The organism is Saccharicrinis carchari, assembly GCF_900182605.1.
GTDB lineage: Bacteria > Bacteroidota > Bacteroidia > Bacteroidales > Marinilabiliaceae > Saccharicrinis > Saccharicrinis carchari.
This window is the reverse complement of the sequence record NZ_FXTB01000001.1, coordinates 1,008,501-1,024,834: the sequence shown is the minus strand read 5'-3', so window position 1 is coordinate 1,024,834 and position 16,334 is coordinate 1,008,501. Positions and strand designations below refer to the sequence as shown.

Here is a 16,334-nt window from a genome sequence, read left to right as displayed (position 1 = left end):
TATTATGGATGAGAAGTTAACAACCATTCTATTCCTTATTATACCCCAATATATGAAACATATCGGCGGCTGATTGTTCCTCACGATAAACATAGTCTACTATGTTTCCGCGCTCGTCGCGATCTACAATTACATGTTTGGGCGAAGGAATAAGACAATGCTTTATACCACCATAGCCGCTGATAGAATCCTGATAGGCTCCTGTATGAAAAAAACCGAGGTACAAGGGCTCTTTTCGGTCATCTTCTTCGTTAAACTCATCATACTTGGGTAGCAATATTTCCTGGTTCATATCCTCCGAGTTGTAATAATCGGAATGATCGCAGCTAATACCACCAATGTGCACCCTGCCATACTCATTATTCCATTTATTTACGGGCAGCAATATAAACTTCTCGTGTATGGACCAGGCATCCGGTATGGTATTCATTAAACTATTGTTTATCAGGTACCAGGTTTCGGCATCGTTTTGTTGTTTTTGCTCCAGTACCTCAAATATAATGGCGCCCGACTCACCAACGGTATATTTACCAAACTCGGTAAATATATCCGGATCGGGCACATTTTCTTTAGCACAGGCCTGTTTAATATTGGCGATAATCTCGTTAATCATGTACTCATAATTATACTCAAAGCCCAGATGATTGCGTATGGGGAATCCTCCACCTAAATTAAAGCAATGTAGGTTGGGGCTTTCTTTTTTAAGCTCAATATATAGTTTTAGCGCTTTCTGGAATTCGCCCCAATAGTAAAGGGTGTCCTTGATCCCTGAATCCACAAAAAAATGCAGCATCCTTAGTTCCACTCTGTCGTTGTCGCGTATCTCCTCCTTAAAAAAATTTATAATTTCGGATGGCGGAATACCCAGTCGCGAAGTATAATAAGCCGATTGCGCCTCCTCGCTGATGGCCATGCGGATGCCAACCTTAATTTTTTCGGTGCTGTTTATTTTTAGCAGACGACGTAACTCATTAATACTGTCTAATACCACAATGGAATTTTTAAAACCCATTTCCTGTAATCTCACTATCTTTTCAAGGTAATCGTCGGTTTTATACCCGTTATGAATGATAATGCGGGCCTTGTCTATCTGTTTCTTCTTGTGGAGGTTGAGTATTAGGTCAATATCGAATGAAGAAGAAGTTTCCAGATTAACATTGTGCTTGAGAGCTTCTTTTATAACGTGGTAAAAATGGTTACATTTGGTACAATAACAAAAGTGATACTTACCGGTATAGGCATTATTATTAATGGCACGGTTAAATAGATTTCTCGTTTTTTTTATTTGATCGCCAATCTTGGGTAAATAGATAAACCTAAAAGGTGTTCCATGTTTTTCTATTAAGTATTTAAGCGAAACACCATGAAAAGTCAAAGAATTATCTCTAAGGTCAAAACCCTCCTGCGGAAAGTAATAACTCTGCTCTATCAAATCAAAATAAGTATTTTTCATTTACAGATAATAAACCAAAGTGAAAACTAATAAGTAATAAACAAACGTAGGTTAAAAATACAGTAATTATTCCGGATAAATATAAGCGCACGATGCTAATAATTAATTGTTTAGCCTAATTTGTAATAAGGCTTGGCACAAAGTGCAAAGAAATGTTTTTTTATTGATATCCCGTGCGCTGAATCCGTTAAAGTTCAATAATTTGTTACGGGCTGATTTTGTGATACGCAGGTAAGCCATCTGACCATAGAATACGGGGATCTGTTTGAAAAAAAACATCCTGCTACCCGCATTTTACTTAAGGGGCTTGCTTGTTATAAATAAAGAAGTTAACCCCCAACGGTAAAATGGCTTTCTAATATTTTTTCGTTACCGCAATTGTCTTTTACCACTAGCTTAAACCGGTATTTACCACCTTTTTCGATAGGTGCTTTAGCAAGGGGGCAGCTTAACTTTCGGTTTTTTGCGTCGTACTCAAATAGGGTCCATTTATCGTTTAAATAACCATTGTACGAAGCGATTCCCGAAAAATCGTCATGCAAGGTAAAAACAAATTTTGAATTGGTTCGGAATACTCTGCCACGTATGTTTTGATGCGCTCTTATGCTAGGGGCAATGGTATCTATGGCTACAATATATTTACCAAAATCTCTTGTTTTTAATTTAATGCTGTCGTTTTTAACATATCCACCTGCATATTGTTTTTTACCTGATTTATTGATGCTCGCCAGGGCTACTTTATCCTTCCATTTTTCAAGATGCTGTGGCAATGCTACAGAAATATGTATGCTTTTATGAAGCGGAATATCCTTACGGCCTACCTGATATATCATTCCCTTGTCGGTATCGTTTTGGGCCTCAATACTTATGTCGGTATCATCATACAGGGCACCTTTAGGAATAAAGCATTGCATGTGTTCGTTTTGTAACAAATGTTCGTGTAAATAGGATAGTTTTGTGGTATTTAAGTTATGCTCAATACTAAGCTCTTTGCCTTGTGAAAGTTCAAATTTTAAATTCGATATATTTTTGGCCGCATCTGCAACTTCAATATGAATTGTTTTAGAACTGTCCATAAAAAAAACACCGTCGTTTTTGTTTGAGCCATATATGCTAAGGCGGTTACCAGGCTGGCGGAAACATCGCTCAAAACGCTTACCATTATTTTGTTTGTACGCATAATCAATATGGCTGTTGATGTATCTGGATTCGTAAAACGAAAAACGGTCGAGTTTCCAACTATAATAATCTTCCCCGTTAACCTTCATATTCAGTTTGTACACTCCGCATTTTTTCCATGAACCAGTCATGTAATCCAGCATCTCAATACCTACACCAATGTGTCCGCTGGCATAAATTTTGGGTTTGCCTTTCAGGTGATAGGCACCATCGTAAAATACAATATCATAATTTTTAGCTTTATTAACTCCGTTAATAGCGCTACGTTCCCCCAAGGGATACAGTCTGATTTTAAGTAATTTGGGACGTACATCGTCTCGAATAATTTCCTGAAAGAAAAAAGGGTTCAAAGGTTCTTCGGTTTTTGTGTCCCTAATTTCGTAATGAAGGTGCGGTCCGCTAGAGCTTCCTGTGTTTCCCGAAAATCCGATTATTTCGCCGCGGGCAACAGGTATATCCTCTACCGGAAAATAATCAATGGCAAAAGATTGTTTTTTATATTGCTGAGCTGTGATAACAGAATCAATTTTAGGCGCGTAACTGTTCAGGTGTCCGTAAACCGTAGTGTAGCCATTGGGGTGATTTATATAAACAGCATTGCCATAACCCACGGGTGAAACCTTAATGCGTGACACCTTACCTGAATCCATGCTTTTTACAGGCACACCTATTTTACCTTGGGTTGACAAATCAATCCCCGAATGAAAATGGTTGCTGCGTAATTCGGCAAACGATCCACTCACGCTGGGTGTAATTTCCATGGGAAAAATAAAATTGGCTGCAGGTGGTTGTTGCGCATTGGTAAAGGAGCCGAGCAGAATACTTGCGACAATAAAAACAGTGTTGATTTTAATCATGGAACGGATATTTTATCTCTTTTAAATGTGGTGGCAACTTTAGTTATTTTTACGCACAATGCCAAAAAACACACTTTTTTTTAAGTGTAAAACTTTAATTTTAAGCTGTTCGCTCCAATTACTTAAAGCGGTTAATAAAAAGAAAACAGACCTTTGTTTTTATTTTTTAAATGCAATGTTAACTTTGTGTGGCATTTTTGTGAATATGGCAAACGAAAATATAGAAATAGTACATAATTTGCAATATAAAATATCGCAGTTAGTTGAGCGTTATGGTAGTGTTAAGTCCGATAACAGGCTTTTAAAAAAACAAAACGATCAGCTTGCTGCAGAATTGGAAAAATCCCATAGGGAGATGGCCAATTTACAAGAAAAATACAATACATTAAAATTTTCTAAAACGATGGAGGCAAGCGGTGGAGACGTTCACTTTGCCAAAATAAGAATCAACCAGATTGTGCGGGAAATTGATAAATGCATTGCTCTTTTAAACAAATAACAGAAAGCCGGTGGACGATAAACTTTCAATACGCGTAAATGTGGCCGATAGGTTTTATCCTTTGCGGATTGAGCGTAAGGAGGAAGAGCGTATCCGGAAAGCGGCCAAACTGATCAACGATAAGGTATTACAATATAAACAACACTATTCCGACAAAGATCCACAAGACTTTTTGGGAATGGCCGCTTTACAGTTTGTAAATAAACTTCTGGAGTTGGAGGAGAAGAGGGATGTTTCGCCTATTATTGAGATGGCTCGTGAGCTGGATCAGTATTTAAGCGATGTTCTTGAAAAAGAGTAGATAAACTATATATGTCAATAAGGTCCGCATTGTTTTTGCAATAAGATGTACTGCATCTTGTATAGCGATGATAATTGCGGTTTTGTTTTATTTAATAATAACTATAATGGAAATAATGATAGGAATAATTGGCCTGCTAATAGGTTCTTTTGGCACATGGCTGATTTATGGCAAGATTTTGAAATCGCACAGCCAAAAGATCTTACGTGTGGCCGAAAGTAAAGCCGAAGTAATAAAGAAAGACAAGATATTACAGGCCAAAGAAAAGTTTTTGCAACTGAAGAGTGATCACGAAAAGGAAATCAACAGTAGAAATAGTAAAATACAGGTTGCAGAAAACAAACTGAAGCAACGCGAAGCTGTTTTTTCCCAAAAGCAGGAGGAGCTCTCGCGCAAACGTAAAGAAACCGAAACAATTCGGGAAAACCTGGAGAGTCAATTAAGCTTAGTTGAAAAAAAGTCATCCGAACTGGAACGTGTACAAAAGCAACATCTGGAGCAGTTGGAAGCTATCTCGGGTCTTACAGCAGATGAGGCCAAAAATCAATTGATTGAATCTTTAAAGGCGGAAGCTAAAACGGAAGCCCTGTCGTACATCAACGATATTATGGACGAGGCAAAAATAAATGCCAATAAAGAGTCTAAGCGTATTGTATTGCAAACCATACAAAGGGTGGCCACGGAAAATGCTATCGAAAATTCTGTAACCATCTTCCATATCGATTCCGATGAGATAAAAGGGCGTATTATTGGTCGTGAAGGTCGTAATATTCGTGCCCTGGAAGCAGCCACAGGGATTGAGATAATTGTGGACGACACACCAGAGGCCATTGTGCTAAGTGGTTTTGACCCTATGCGTCGTGAGATTGCCCGCCTGGCGCTGCACCAGCTGGTTACCGACGGCCGTATTCATCCGGCACGTATCGAGGAGGTTGTAAATAAAGTACGAAAGCAGGTTGAGGAGGAGATGATTGAAACGGGAAAAAGAACTACCATCGACTTGGGTATTCATGGCCTGCACCCCGAACTCATTAAGTTGGTAGGTAAAATGAAATATCGTTCCTCATACGGACAAAATCTCTTGCAACACTCACGCGAAACAGCCAATTTGTGTGCCGTAATGGCCAGCGAGTTAGGACTGAATCCCAAAAGAGCCAAACGTGCCGGACTGTTGCACGATATTGGTAAAGTGAGTGATGAGGATCCGGAATTGCCACATGCTATACTGGGTATGAAACTGGCCGAAAAGTACAAGGAAAAACCGGATATCTGTAATGCCATAGGCGCCCACCACGACGAAGTTGAAATGACCACCATGATAGCACCTGTGGTGCAGGTCTGCGATGCCATATCCGGTGCCCGTCCGGGTGCTCGTCGCGAAGTGGTTGATTCCTACATTAAGCGTTTGAAGGATTTGGAAAGTCTGGCGCTGAATTATCCGGGAGTGTTGAAAACCTACGCTATACAGGCAGGTCGTGAATTACGCGTTATCGTAGGCAGCGAAAAAGTGTCGGACAAGGATGCCGAAACACTATCTTACGAAATAGCCAAAAAAATACAAACCGAAATGACGTATCCCGGACAGGTAAAGATTACCGTTATTCGTGAAACCAGAGCGGTTAATTACGCTAAATAATAAGGCATTGGTCATAAAAGCTTAGGTCGCCAAAATAAAGATGTTTAATTTGGCGACCAACTCCAATGTAGCTGTGTATGAAAGAAGAAATCAAAAATAAAAATGTTTTAATTACAGGAGGAGCTGGTTTTATTGGCTCTAACTTAATTGAACGCCTGTTAAAGCAGAATAATAAAGTGGTTTGTCTGGATAATTTTTCCACAGGGAAACGTATCAATATTGAACCATTTTTAGCGAATCCGGATTTTAAATTGGTGGAGGGGGATATTCGCAATCGCGAGGGTTGCGATAAGGCTGTCAAAGATTGTCACTTAGTGCTCCACCAGGCAGCTTTGGGCTCTGTACCACGTTCTATCAATGATCCTAAAACTACCAACGATGTAAACATATCGGGTTTTGTCAATGTTATATTATCTGCCCGTGACGCCGGTATAAAAAGAGTGGTGTATGCTGCCAGCTCATCAACCTATGGCGATAGCGAATCTTTACCTAAGGTAGAGGATATAATTGGCAAGCCATTGTCGCCCTATGCGGTAACCAAATATGTAAATGAGCTTTATGCCGATGTTTTTGCACGCTTATACGATATGGAACTGGTGGGTTTGCGTTATTTTAATGTTTTTGGTAAGCGACAGGATCCCGATGGAGCCTATGCCGCCGTTATACCCAAGTTTGTTAAGGCACTCATTGCGCACCAATCGCCCACAATAAACGGTGATGGTTCATTTTCGCGCGACTTTACTTTTATCGATAATGTGATACAGGCCAATCAGCTGGCAGCGGTTACCAATAATATGGAAGCCGTTAACACGGTATATAATGTGGCATTTGGAGAGCGTACTTCACTAAATGAGCTCATCGCTTATTTAAAGGAGTTTTTATCGACCTACGATAATGCGATAAGTGGAGTAAAAGTGAATTACGGTCCCGAAAGGATAGGGGATGTACCGCATTCCCTCGCATCAATTGATAAAGCCAAACATTTATTGGGATATAAGCCAACATACAGTGTTAAGGAGGGATTAAAAAAAGCCATAGATTGGTATTGGAATAATTTATCCACGCCATAAAAAATTAAGGTCTGTAAGGCATTAGCAAAATATCACAAGGCACACGCCCTTTTACGGTTCTCTTTTTGTTATTCCAAAGGGATAGAAAAGAATATAAATAAATATAAAACAAACAGCATGGCAAAGGTTGCTTTAATTACCGGTGTTACCGGACAGGACGGAGCGTATCTGTCGGAATTTTTATTGAAAAAAGGATATGTGGTGCACGGTGTCAAACGTCGCTCTTCACTTTTTAATACGGATAGGATTGATCACTTGTATCAGGATCCGCATGTGGATAACAAGAACTTTTTTCTTCATTATGGCGATCTCACCGACTCTACCAACCTCATTCGCATTATTCAGGAAACGCAGCCCGACGAAATTTACAACCTGGCGGCCATGTCGCACGTAGCCGTTAGTTTTGATACGCCGGAATATACAGCCAATGCCGATGGTATCGGAACCTTACGCATTCTTGAAGCCATCAGGCTATTAGGATTAACCAAAAAAACCCGCTTCTATCAGGCATCTACCAGTGAGCTTTATGGTTTGGTGCAGGAAGTACCCCAATCGGAGAAAACACCTTTCTATCCTCGTTCGCCCTACGCAGTGGCTAAATTGTATGGATATTGGATTACAGTCAATTATCGTGAGGCATATGATATTTACGCTTGTAACGGTATCCTTTTTAATCACGAATCACCCATCAGGGGCGAGACTTTTGTAACGCGTAAAATTACCCGTGCCGTAGCGCGTATAGGGTTAGGGCTGCAAGAGAAATTGTTCCTGGGCAACCTATCGGCAAAGCGCGACTGGGGGCATGCCAAAGATTATGTAGAAGCTATGTACCTGATGCTTCAACAGGATAAACCCGAAGATTTTGTGGTAGCCACAGGCATAACAACCGAGGTGCGCGAGTTTGTGCGTATGGCATTTAACAATATTGGCGTTAGCATTGAGTTTAGAGGAGAGGGCGTTGAAGAAAAAGGATATGTTGTTAGTTGTAATAATCCTGATTTTAAAATTGATACCGATCGCTGCGTGGTGGAAGTAGATCCGCGTTATTTCCGCCCTACCGAAGTGGAGTTGCTAATCGGTGACCCCAAAAAGGCCAACGATAAATTAGGTTGGAAACCTAAATACAACTTAAATATGTTGGTAGACGATATGATGGAAAACGACATCAAGTTGATGAAAAAAGACAAGTTTTTGCAAGATGGTGGATATAAAACCTTGAATTATTTTGAATAGTATGTATCCTACTACTTAACCAATAATTTGGAAAGCATGCGCTTCTCTCATAAGGCAATGATTTATAACGGATTTTTTTATAATTAATGATGATGGATAAACAAGGTAAAATATTTATTGCCGGACATCGCGGCTTGGTGGGTTCGGGCATTGTTCGTTGCCTTGAACAAAAGGGATACAGAAATATTGTGGTAAAAACACGAGCTCAACTGGATTTGTTAGATGCCAAAGCCGTTGAAGATTTTTTTGCCAACGAAAAGCCGGATTATGTTTTTTTGGCGGCGGCCAAAGTGGGGGGTATTGTGGCCAATAATACTTATAGAGCCGATTTTATATACGAGAATATCCAAATTCAAAACAACGTGATACACCATGCTTACAAAGCCGGAGTTAAAAAACTGTTGTTTTTGGGGAGTTCCTGTATTTATCCCAAGGATTGCCCGCAGCCTATAAAGGAAGATTATTTGCTGACCGATATTCTGGAGTACACCAACGAGTCATATTCCATTGCAAAAATTGCCGGTATTAAAATGTGCGAATCGTACAATTTACAATACGGTACCAACTTTGTATCGGTGATGCCCACCAATTTGTACGGTCCTAATGATAATTACGATTTGGAAAAATCACATGTTCTGCCAGCTTTAATACGAAAAATGTATCTTGGCAAATGCCTTGAAAATGAAAATTGGGAGGGCATAAAAAATGATTTGAATAAAAGACCGGTAGAAGGATTTACAGGTAAGGCTACGCAGGCACAGATGTTGAATATATTGGCAAAATATGGTATACAAATTACTACAGAGGGCGGGCAACGGGCTTGCTCTATAAAGCTGTGGGGAACGGGTAAACCCCGTCGCGAGTTTTTGCATTCCGACGATATGGCCGAGGCCTGCGTGTATGCCATGGAAAAAGTTGATTTCGATGATTTAGTGCAAGGCAAGGGAGCTGAAGTGCGCAACACTCATATCAATATTGGGGTAGGAGAGGATCAATCTATAAAAGAATTGGCCGAGCTAATTAAAGATATCGTTGGTTTTACCGGTAACCTGGAGTGGGATAATGAAAAGCCCGACGGTACCTATCAAAAACTGTTGGATGTTTCAAAGATGAGCGAACTGGGATGGACCGCCTCCATCGGTTTAAAAGAGGGCATCGAGAAAGTGTTTTCGCAATATGTTAAATGATAATGATAAATAAAAATAATATGAGAACCGAATTAACAAGGATGTTGGCATTAGTGGCAGTTGTAACCATGTTTTTAACGGCATGTGGGGGCGACGATAATAAGGAAGAACCCCAACCAGAGCCGGATACTACCGCACCAACTATTGAAACAATATTGCCTGCAGCTTCCGGACAGAAGTATGCCATTACTAACCCTTTTTTGTATTCAGGAACATTTAAAGATAATGAAGAGCTGCAAGCGGTGGAATTTACGCTGACACACACCAAAACAGCAGCGCCTGCCACATTAAAAACAAGCACTGGTGTGGATGATGATCCGTGGGAGCCTACCAAAGATAAAGCGTTTAAAATATCCTTATCCGGCAAAGAACAGCAATTCACAGAGGAAACATTATTTGGCGAGAATATTCCTAAACGGGTCTGGACAGGTACCTACGTGTTAAATATAAAATGTACCGATAAGGCCGGTAATATAGCCAATTCGTCTGTTGAAATAATTATTGAGTAGCAATTTTCTGCCGGTAATTTAAATAAAAACATCCGTTACGTATCCCGTCCCGGATGTTTTTGTTGGTAAATTATGTATTCCTATTTGTAAACAGGATGTAATTGTTCCATTTTAATAGCAGGATATTAGTCAACTAATCATTAATCACAATCTTTTATTGCCATGAACTATAATTTCGACGAAATAATACCTCGTGAAGGTACCGATGCATACAAACTGGATTTAAGGGAAATGGTATTTGGAACCGATGATGTGTTGCCGCTTTGGGTGGCCGATATGGATTTTAAGGCTCCTCCGGCTGTAGTTAAAGCATTAGAAGATAGAGCGTCGCATCATATTTATGGCTATACTATCCGCGACAATAAATTTACGAGCGCTATTGTTAACTGGCTAAAAAACAGACATCTTTGGGATATTGAAGATGGGTGGATCGAGTTTTCGCCGGGTGTGCTTCCTTCAATTATGGTAGCGCTGCACGAATTCAGCAATCCGGGTGATAAGGTTATTATCCAAACGCCGGTGTATCCTCCATTTTATTCTATCGTTACCGAAAACCAAAGGGAGTTGTTGCGGAATACTTTGATAGAGGAAGCGGGTTATTATACCATCGATTTTGATTTATTAGAGGCGCAGGCCAGCGATCCTAGGACAAAAATATTTGTTTTTTCGAACCCGCATAACCCGGTAGGCAGAGCATGGAATAAAGAGGAGTTAAAGCGCATAGCAGATATTTGTATCAAGCACGATGTGATGATAGTGTCTGACGAGATACACAGCGATTTGTGCTTGTTTGGTCATTCGCACTTGCCCATGGCAAAACTTTTCCCTGAAATAAACGATCGCATCATAACCTGCATGGCACCCAGTAAAACTTTTAATATAGCAGGGCTGTCATCGGCATATGCCATAATTGCAGATAGTAAATTACGCAAAAGGTTCCACAAACGTCTCTGGGCTATGCAACTACATATGGGAAATCTCTTTGGTGGTGTTGCTTTAAGAGTTGCTTACAATGATGGGGAAGATTGGTTAGAAGCATTAAAAAAATACCTGGAAGAAAACGCTTTGATGGTCCAGGATTTTATCGCTAAAAATATGCCCGAAGTAGGCTTTGTACTGCCGGAGGCCACCTATCTGCTGTGGCTCGATTTCAGAAAGTGGGGTCTTTCGCCCGCCAAGTTACGTAAAGCGTTGATAGAAGTGGGTAAAGTGGGAATGAACGATGGGGTTTCCTTTGGCACGGAAGGTGCCGGTTTCCAGCGTTTAAACATAGGTTCACCAAAATCTGTTATCGGAGAAGGCTTAAAGAGGATACTTAAAGTAAGAAATGAAGTGTATAAACAGAGCCAATATTAACCGATGCCAAACCTGCCCAACAGATATTAACCCAAAAAACATAAGGACCTACCCACCTATTGACCAAAAAGCTATGAGCCTATAGTCCTATCGACCTGATTTTCCTTACTCTTCTTCTTTTAAGCAAAGGATACAAAAACACCGAAGCTAAAATTATTGCGGCACCCACATAAAAACCCCAGGTCATATATTCCGATTCTCCAAAAATCAAAAAGGCCAGTAGAATACCGTAGATGGGTTCCATATTGATAGAGAGAATGACGGTGTATGCCGAAAGCTCTTTCATTACATCTACGCTAAGGGCAAACGCAAAGGCTGTACAAATCAATCCCAGTATCAAAAGATAAACAAAGTCCATGGTACTTGGCTTTATAAAATCACTTTCAAATCCACCGGAAAAAAGCATATATACGCTTATGCCTATAAAACCGCCCAACATTTCGTAAAAACTAATTATTGTAGGCGGATATCGGGTGGTATATTTTTTGTTTAAGATGGTAAAAACCGTAGCTAAAACAGTGGCCACAATGGCAACAATAATTCCGTTTAGATATTCCAATTCGTAACTAAAAATAATGTATAGCCCCAGTATTATAAAGATACCGATTAAAAGTTCGAGCCAATCGATTTTCTTTTTAAAAAATAATGGTTCCAAAATGCTTGCAAACAGTGCACCCGAAGATATTACGCCAAGGGTAACCGATATGTTGGATATTTTTATGGCATGAAAAAAAGCAATCCAGTGTGAGGCTACCACCAGTCCTATACCCAGCAAGGCAACTGTTTCTTTAAAAGGTATTTTTACTATTGGTTTATTTCTTACAATTAAATAAACAAACAGTCCCATAGCAGCAAATGCCATTCGGTACCACACCATTTGTAAGGCCTGCATTTCAATCAACTTGCCCAGAATAGCAGTAAAGCCGTATATCAGTACAACCAGATGCATCCAAATTAATGATACCTTATGCGAACGTTCCAAGTGAATGTAATTTTAAAGTTAAATCGTAAAGATAACTCTAATTATTATCTGTGTGGGTAAAGCCATGTTCAGAATAGCTAAATTCTTTTTTAGAAGAAAATGGGCTAAGGGAAGGGAATGGGATAGCCCACTTAAAAGAGAATAGTAAGGGCTTAAAAACTCATATCCTTATCCCAAACTTTAAAACAAATCTATTGTAGGTAATCGCCTTATTTATGCTATTTACTCTACTATCTTTTAGGGTATATGAAATTTGCTGGTGCCGGTATCCGCTGGCTACAAAAAAACCTATTTTACTTTTGTCGCGTATGGAAATCCCAATCTCTATATTGGCAAACCTGCCTCCTCCTGTATCGGTAATTTCAACATGTTCTATTTTTTTATCCTTTAAAACCAGCGACCCCCCTATAGCAGAACCTATAAATAACGATGTTTTGTTATTACTATGAGGGAAAAATATTTTAAGATGAGGACCTATTGTTGCAACGGTAATGTCTAAGCAATCCGCACCGGTGTAGAGTCCAAAAGCAAAATTCTTGTTAAAGCGGTAGTTATGTTCCATCTGTAAACTCGGAACAAAAGTTTTTTCATCTTGCCCTGATCCTATTAAATATCCAAACGAGGTGAAATTACAATATCCCTTATCCCATATGTGGAATGCGGGCTCTTTTGTTTGTTGGGTGTAAACCAGTAGAGGGATTAAAATAAGCAAAATGGTTGCGCGTAGTTTCATAGCCGGGTTTTTATATGATATTTATATAAGCCTATACAATGATACTGACTGTTTGAAGCATAAAAAGTTGCGTAATAAAAAAATAATACGCAACTATTACCTTTTTTTTACATCATGTACATACTTAATAGCATCCAAAAGCTCTAATTATCTAACGATCTAAAAAAAAACACCATGAAAAAAGTATTAGCCTATTTTATTCTAATGAGCGCAGCGCTTATACAATTTTCTTGTAGCGATAAAATTGAGGAAACATTTAAAGTAAACAATCCAAAATACATGAGCTACGCCGACCTGCGTTCGTCTGTTTCCTTAAAAAGTGCAGAAACGGTGCAACAACCGGGAAAACTATACTTCAAGGACGATTTTATTTTTATCAACGAATATCAAAAAGGTATTCATGTGATCGATAATTCCAATCCCGCCAATCCGCAAAACGTTTCTTTTATTGAAATACCCGGCAATGTGGACATGGCCGTTAAAGGTGATAAGTTATATGCCGATAGTTATATCGACCTCCTTACCATTGATATCAGCGATATGAGTAACCTACGCGAGGTGGATCGGGATACCAGTGTTTTTCCGTATATAATTCCCGATTATGGTGAGGGTATATTGTCCGAACTTGATATGAGCAAAGGAGTTATTGTTGGTTATACTGTGAGCTATGAAACAACGGATGCTATCCACGATTATTATCAGCACCCTCGATTCCCTATGTGGGACAGAGGTTTTTTTGCTTTAGAAGCCGCCATGAACAAAGTCAATGCCTCCGGCATAGGAACGGGTGGTTCGATGGCTCGTTTTACATTGTATGGTAATTTTCTTTATGCCATAGATAAAGCTTCGTTGCATTTATTTGATGTGTCGGATACCTCTAATCCCGCATTTACAAAAAAAATACCTATAAGCTGGCAAATAGAAACGCTTTTCCCATATGAGCAAATGCTTTTTATAGGTGCACAAAGCGGAATGTATATTTATAGTTTACAAAACCCGGCCAATCCGCAATTTATATCGCAATTTCAGCATGCTACTGCCTGCGATCCGGTGGTAGTAAATGGTAATTATGCTTATGTAACTTTACGCGGTGGCAATTTATGTGGGGCTATCGAAAGCCAGCTTGATGTGATAGATATTTCAACCATTGAAGCGCCTAAGCTGTTAAAAGAGTATCCCATGAGAGAGCCTTATGGCCTGGGTATTGACGATGAAATTTTATTTGTGTGCGATGGTAACGATGGACTCAAAATATATGATGCCAGCGACCCTTTGGCTATCGACGATAACTTATTAGCACATTATAAAGAAATTAATGCCTTTGATGTAATCCCCTTGGGCAATGTATTACTTATGATTGGTACAGACGGTTTATACCAGTACGATTACTCCGATATTAAAAATATAAAGCTGCTTAGCCATATTAAGGTATATGGCAATTAGCTATCCTTAATAAACAAACTTATGCATTTTTCCCCTTAAAGTGTTCCGGTCATTTTACCGGGATCCACCCACTTGTCGAATTCATCGGCGCTGAGGTATCCTAGTGCCAAAGCAGCTTGTTTAAGGGTAATTCCCTCTTTGTGGGCTCTTTTGGCAATCTCAGCCGACTTATAATAACCAATGTGCGTGTTAAGTGCAGTTACCAACATCAGAGAGTTGTCCAAATGCATTTTTATACGCGTATGATTCGGCTTTATGCCAAGCACACAATTGTTGTTAAAAGCCATACAGGCATCACCCAATAATTCGGCGCTTTGCAAAAAGTTGTAAATCATCATGGGCTTATAAACGTTGAGTTCAAGATGACCATTGGAACCACCCACCATTATAGCTACGTCGTTGCCCATTACTTGTGCACACACCATAGTCAAAGCTTCGGCCTGCGTAGGGTTCACTTTTCCGGGCATGATGGAAGAACCGGGCTCATTTTCGGGAATAGATATCTCGCCAATACCCGACCGCGGGCCGGATGCCAGAAGGCGAATGTCGTTGGCAATCTTCATCAGGCTCACCGCAATTTGCTTAAGTGCTCCATGGCTCTCCACGATGGCATCGTTCGCTGCTAAGGATTCAAATTTATTTTGGGCCGTTATAAAGGGCAGACCGGTAAATTGAGCAATGTATTTGGCTACGGTAATGTCATACCCCCCGGGCGCGTTGAGCCCTGTGCCTACGGCCGTTCCCCCCAGAGCCAGTTGCGATAGATGTGCCAGTGTAGCTTTCAGGGCTTTCAGTCCAAAGCTCAGCTGATAGGCATAGGCCGAAAACTCCTGCCCCAAAGTCAGTGGTGTGGCATCCATCAAATGGGTACGGCCTATTTTTACTACTTCCATCATTTCCTTTGATTTGGCAGCCAGGGTATGTTGTAAGGTTTCGATGCCGGGGATGGTTTTTTCAATAAGCATTTTATAAGCTGCAATGTGCATAGCTGTAGGGAAAGTATCGTTGGACGATTGCGATTTGTTGACGTCATCGTTAGGATGAACCAGCATATTGCCTCGTCCTAATTTTCCGCCGTTGAGCACATGCGAGCGGTTGGCTACCACCTCGTTGCAGTTCATATTCGATTGTGTTCCGCTGCCTGTTTGCCATATTACAAGAGGAAACTGGTCGTTTAATTTACCTTGTATAATCTCTTCGCATGCTTTAGCGATTAAATCGCGTTTTTCCTTGGGTAACACCCCGTGTTGGTGATTGGCATAGGCAGCTGCCTTTTTAAGGTAGCCAAAAGCCTGAATAATCTCCTTTGGCATCGAAGCTTCCGGGCCAATGGGAAAATTCAGGAGCGAACGTTGTGTTTGTGCTGCCCAGTATTTGTTGGCAGGTACCTTAACCTCACCCATCGTGTCTTTTTCTATTCTAAAATCCATAATTGGTAAAATATATGTAAGTTGAATTTTTTAAATCCTTTGCTTGAAGAAGCTTTTGGGCTTTAAAATCGTATCTCTTAATAACTACTACTACCCTAAGTTAGGGTTTTATTGTGTATGGCAAGTTTTTTTTTAATGGTTTTACAGCCGTATTGTATGTGGATTGTTTTGGTAGCATGATTCGTTCGCTCGTATTAAATAGGTGTATTGGGCGTAGATAAGATCCTATAAACACGATGGGTGAAGTGAATAGCACCGCTGCTTGCTGTTCTGATGGTTCAAGGTGTCTTATGGCTAATCCCCGCAGTAAAAATCGAGTTCAAAGGGTTTTTAAAAGCGTTTTTACTAAAGAAAATCACTATCGTAATTCGTCATTCTACATATAATTTGCGTATAAAAAAATGGGCAACTGCATTTAAGCGTTGCCCATTTTTATTTTATCTGCTGCATGTAACTATTGTTACAA

The 16,334-nt window shown here is 40.0% G+C and carries 14 protein-coding genes; 9 read left to right on the top strand and 5 right to left on the bottom strand.

From position 1 onward, the window contains the following. Positions 1–28: 28 nt before the first annotated feature. Together FN809_RS03635 and FN809_RS03630 are read right to left on the bottom strand one after the other, a co-directional pair. Positions 29–1,453, bottom strand: a complete 1,425-nt coding sequence (locus tag FN809_RS03635; protein WP_142532092.1) for a type III PLP-dependent enzyme domain-containing protein — start codon at positions 1,451–1,453, stop codon at positions 29–31. Between the two features lie 329 nt (positions 1,454–1,782). Continuing rightward, positions 1,783–3,489 (bottom strand): M23 family metallopeptidase, encoded by a 1,707-nt coding sequence (locus tag FN809_RS03630; protein WP_142532091.1) that lies wholly within the window; start codon positions 3,487–3,489, stop codon positions 1,783–1,785. A gap of 58 nt (positions 3,490–3,547) precedes the next feature. On the opposite strand from FN809_RS03630, the gene FN809_RS03625 reads away from it, so the two are divergent. The 8 genes from FN809_RS03625 to FN809_RS03590 all read left to right on the top strand — a co-directional run bounded on the left by FN809_RS03625 (position 3,548) and on the right by FN809_RS03590 (position 11,280). Then, positions 3,548–3,988 carry a hypothetical protein gene (locus FN809_RS03625; RefSeq protein ID WP_142532090.1) on the top strand — a complete coding sequence of 147 codons (441 nt, stop codon included), beginning with the start codon at positions 3,548–3,550 and terminating at the stop codon, positions 3,986–3,988. Positions 3,989–3,998: 10 nt separating this feature from the next. Continuing rightward, positions 3,999–4,289 (top strand): cell division protein ZapA, encoded by a 291-nt coding sequence (locus FN809_RS03620; RefSeq protein ID WP_142532089.1) that lies wholly within the window; start codon positions 3,999–4,001, stop codon positions 4,287–4,289. Positions 4,290–4,395: 106 nt separating this feature from the next. Continuing rightward, entirely contained in the window at positions 4,396–5,925 is a 1,530-nt protein-coding gene (rny, locus tag FN809_RS03615) for a ribonuclease Y (RefSeq protein ID WP_221929347.1), read from the top strand. Between the two features lie 77 nt (positions 5,926–6,002). After that, positions 6,003–6,995, top strand: a complete 993-nt coding sequence (locus FN809_RS03610; RefSeq protein WP_142532088.1) for an SDR family oxidoreductase — start codon at positions 6,003–6,005, stop codon at positions 6,993–6,995. Positions 6,996–7,112: 117 nt separating this feature from the next. Further along, a complete protein-coding gene (gene gmd, locus FN809_RS03605) occupies positions 7,113–8,228 on the top strand; it encodes a GDP-mannose 4,6-dehydratase (RefSeq protein ID WP_142532087.1) in 1,116 nt (371 codons plus the stop codon). Between the two features lie 86 nt (positions 8,229–8,314). Continuing rightward, positions 8,315–9,415: a GDP-L-fucose synthase family protein gene (locus FN809_RS03600; protein WP_317131252.1), complete on the top strand. Its 1,101-nt coding sequence runs from the start codon at positions 8,315–8,317 to the stop codon at positions 9,413–9,415. Positions 9,416–9,435: 20 nt separating this feature from the next. Further along, on the top strand, positions 9,436–9,924 hold the full coding sequence (locus tag FN809_RS03595) for a DUF4625 domain-containing protein (RefSeq protein ID WP_185957424.1): 489 nt from the start codon (positions 9,436–9,438) through the stop codon (positions 9,922–9,924). Positions 9,925–10,086: 162 nt separating this feature from the next. Next, positions 10,087–11,280, top strand: a complete 1,194-nt coding sequence (locus tag FN809_RS03590; RefSeq protein WP_142532084.1) for a MalY/PatB family protein — start codon at positions 10,087–10,089, stop codon at positions 11,278–11,280. A gap of 79 nt (positions 11,281–11,359) precedes the next feature. Here the strand turns inward: FN809_RS03590 and FN809_RS03585 are convergent, their stop codons facing one another. Together FN809_RS03585 and FN809_RS03580 are read right to left on the bottom strand one after the other, a co-directional pair. Continuing rightward, positions 11,360–12,262 carry a DMT family transporter gene (locus tag FN809_RS03585; RefSeq protein ID WP_142532083.1) on the bottom strand — a complete coding sequence of 301 codons (903 nt, stop codon included), beginning with the start codon at positions 12,260–12,262 and terminating at the stop codon, positions 11,360–11,362. Positions 12,263–12,422: 160 nt separating this feature from the next. Then, a complete protein-coding gene (locus tag FN809_RS03580; protein ID WP_142532082.1) occupies positions 12,423–12,995 on the bottom strand; it encodes a hypothetical protein in 573 nt (190 codons plus the stop codon). A 174-nt stretch (positions 12,996–13,169) separates the two neighbouring features. Between FN809_RS03580 and FN809_RS03575 the strand changes: the two genes are divergently transcribed. Beyond that, entirely contained in the window at positions 13,170–14,438 is a 1,269-nt protein-coding gene (locus FN809_RS03575) for an LVIVD repeat-containing protein (RefSeq protein WP_142532081.1), read from the top strand. A gap of 35 nt (positions 14,439–14,473) precedes the next feature. Here the strand turns inward: FN809_RS03575 and fumC are convergent, their stop codons facing one another. Continuing rightward, on the bottom strand, positions 14,474–15,868 hold the full coding sequence (gene fumC, locus FN809_RS03570; protein ID WP_142532080.1) for a class II fumarate hydratase: 1,395 nt from the start codon (positions 15,866–15,868) through the stop codon (positions 14,474–14,476). Between the last annotated feature and the right edge of the window lie 466 nt (positions 15,869–16,334).

Coding starts and splice junctions, on each gene's coding strand:
- FN809_RS03630 (WP_142532091.1), bottom strand. CDS start 3,489: ATGATTAAAATCAACACTGTTTTTATTGTCGCAAGTATTCTGCTCGGC.
- FN809_RS03635 (WP_142532092.1), bottom strand. CDS start 1,453: ATGAAAAATACTTATTTTGATTTGATAGAGCAGAGTTATTACTTTCCG.
- fumC (WP_142532080.1), bottom strand. CDS start 15,868: ATGGATTTTAGAATAGAAAAAGACACGATGGGTGAGGTTAAGGTACCT.
- FN809_RS03580 (WP_142532082.1), bottom strand. CDS start 12,995: ATGAAACTACGCGCAACCATTTTGCTTATTTTAATCCCTCTACTGGTT.
- FN809_RS03610 (WP_142532088.1), top strand. CDS start 6,003: ATGAAAGAAGAAATCAAAAATAAAAATGTTTTAATTACAGGAGGAGCT.
- FN809_RS03595 (WP_185957424.1), top strand. CDS start 9,436: ATGAGAACCGAATTAACAAGGATGTTGGCATTAGTGGCAGTTGTAACC.
- FN809_RS03590 (WP_142532084.1), top strand. CDS start 10,087: ATGAACTATAATTTCGACGAAATAATACCTCGTGAAGGTACCGATGCA.
- FN809_RS03600 (WP_317131252.1), top strand. CDS start 8,315: ATGATGATGGATAAACAAGGTAAAATATTTATTGCCGGACATCGCGGC.
- rny (WP_221929347.1), top strand. CDS start 4,396: ATGGAAATAATGATAGGAATAATTGGCCTGCTAATAGGTTCTTTTGGC.
- FN809_RS03625 (WP_142532090.1), top strand. CDS start 3,548: ATGCCAAAAAACACACTTTTTTTTAAGTGTAAAACTTTAATTTTAAGC.
- gmd (WP_142532087.1), top strand. CDS start 7,113: ATGGCAAAGGTTGCTTTAATTACCGGTGTTACCGGACAGGACGGAGCG.
- FN809_RS03575 (WP_142532081.1), top strand. CDS start 13,170: ATGAAAAAAGTATTAGCCTATTTTATTCTAATGAGCGCAGCGCTTATA.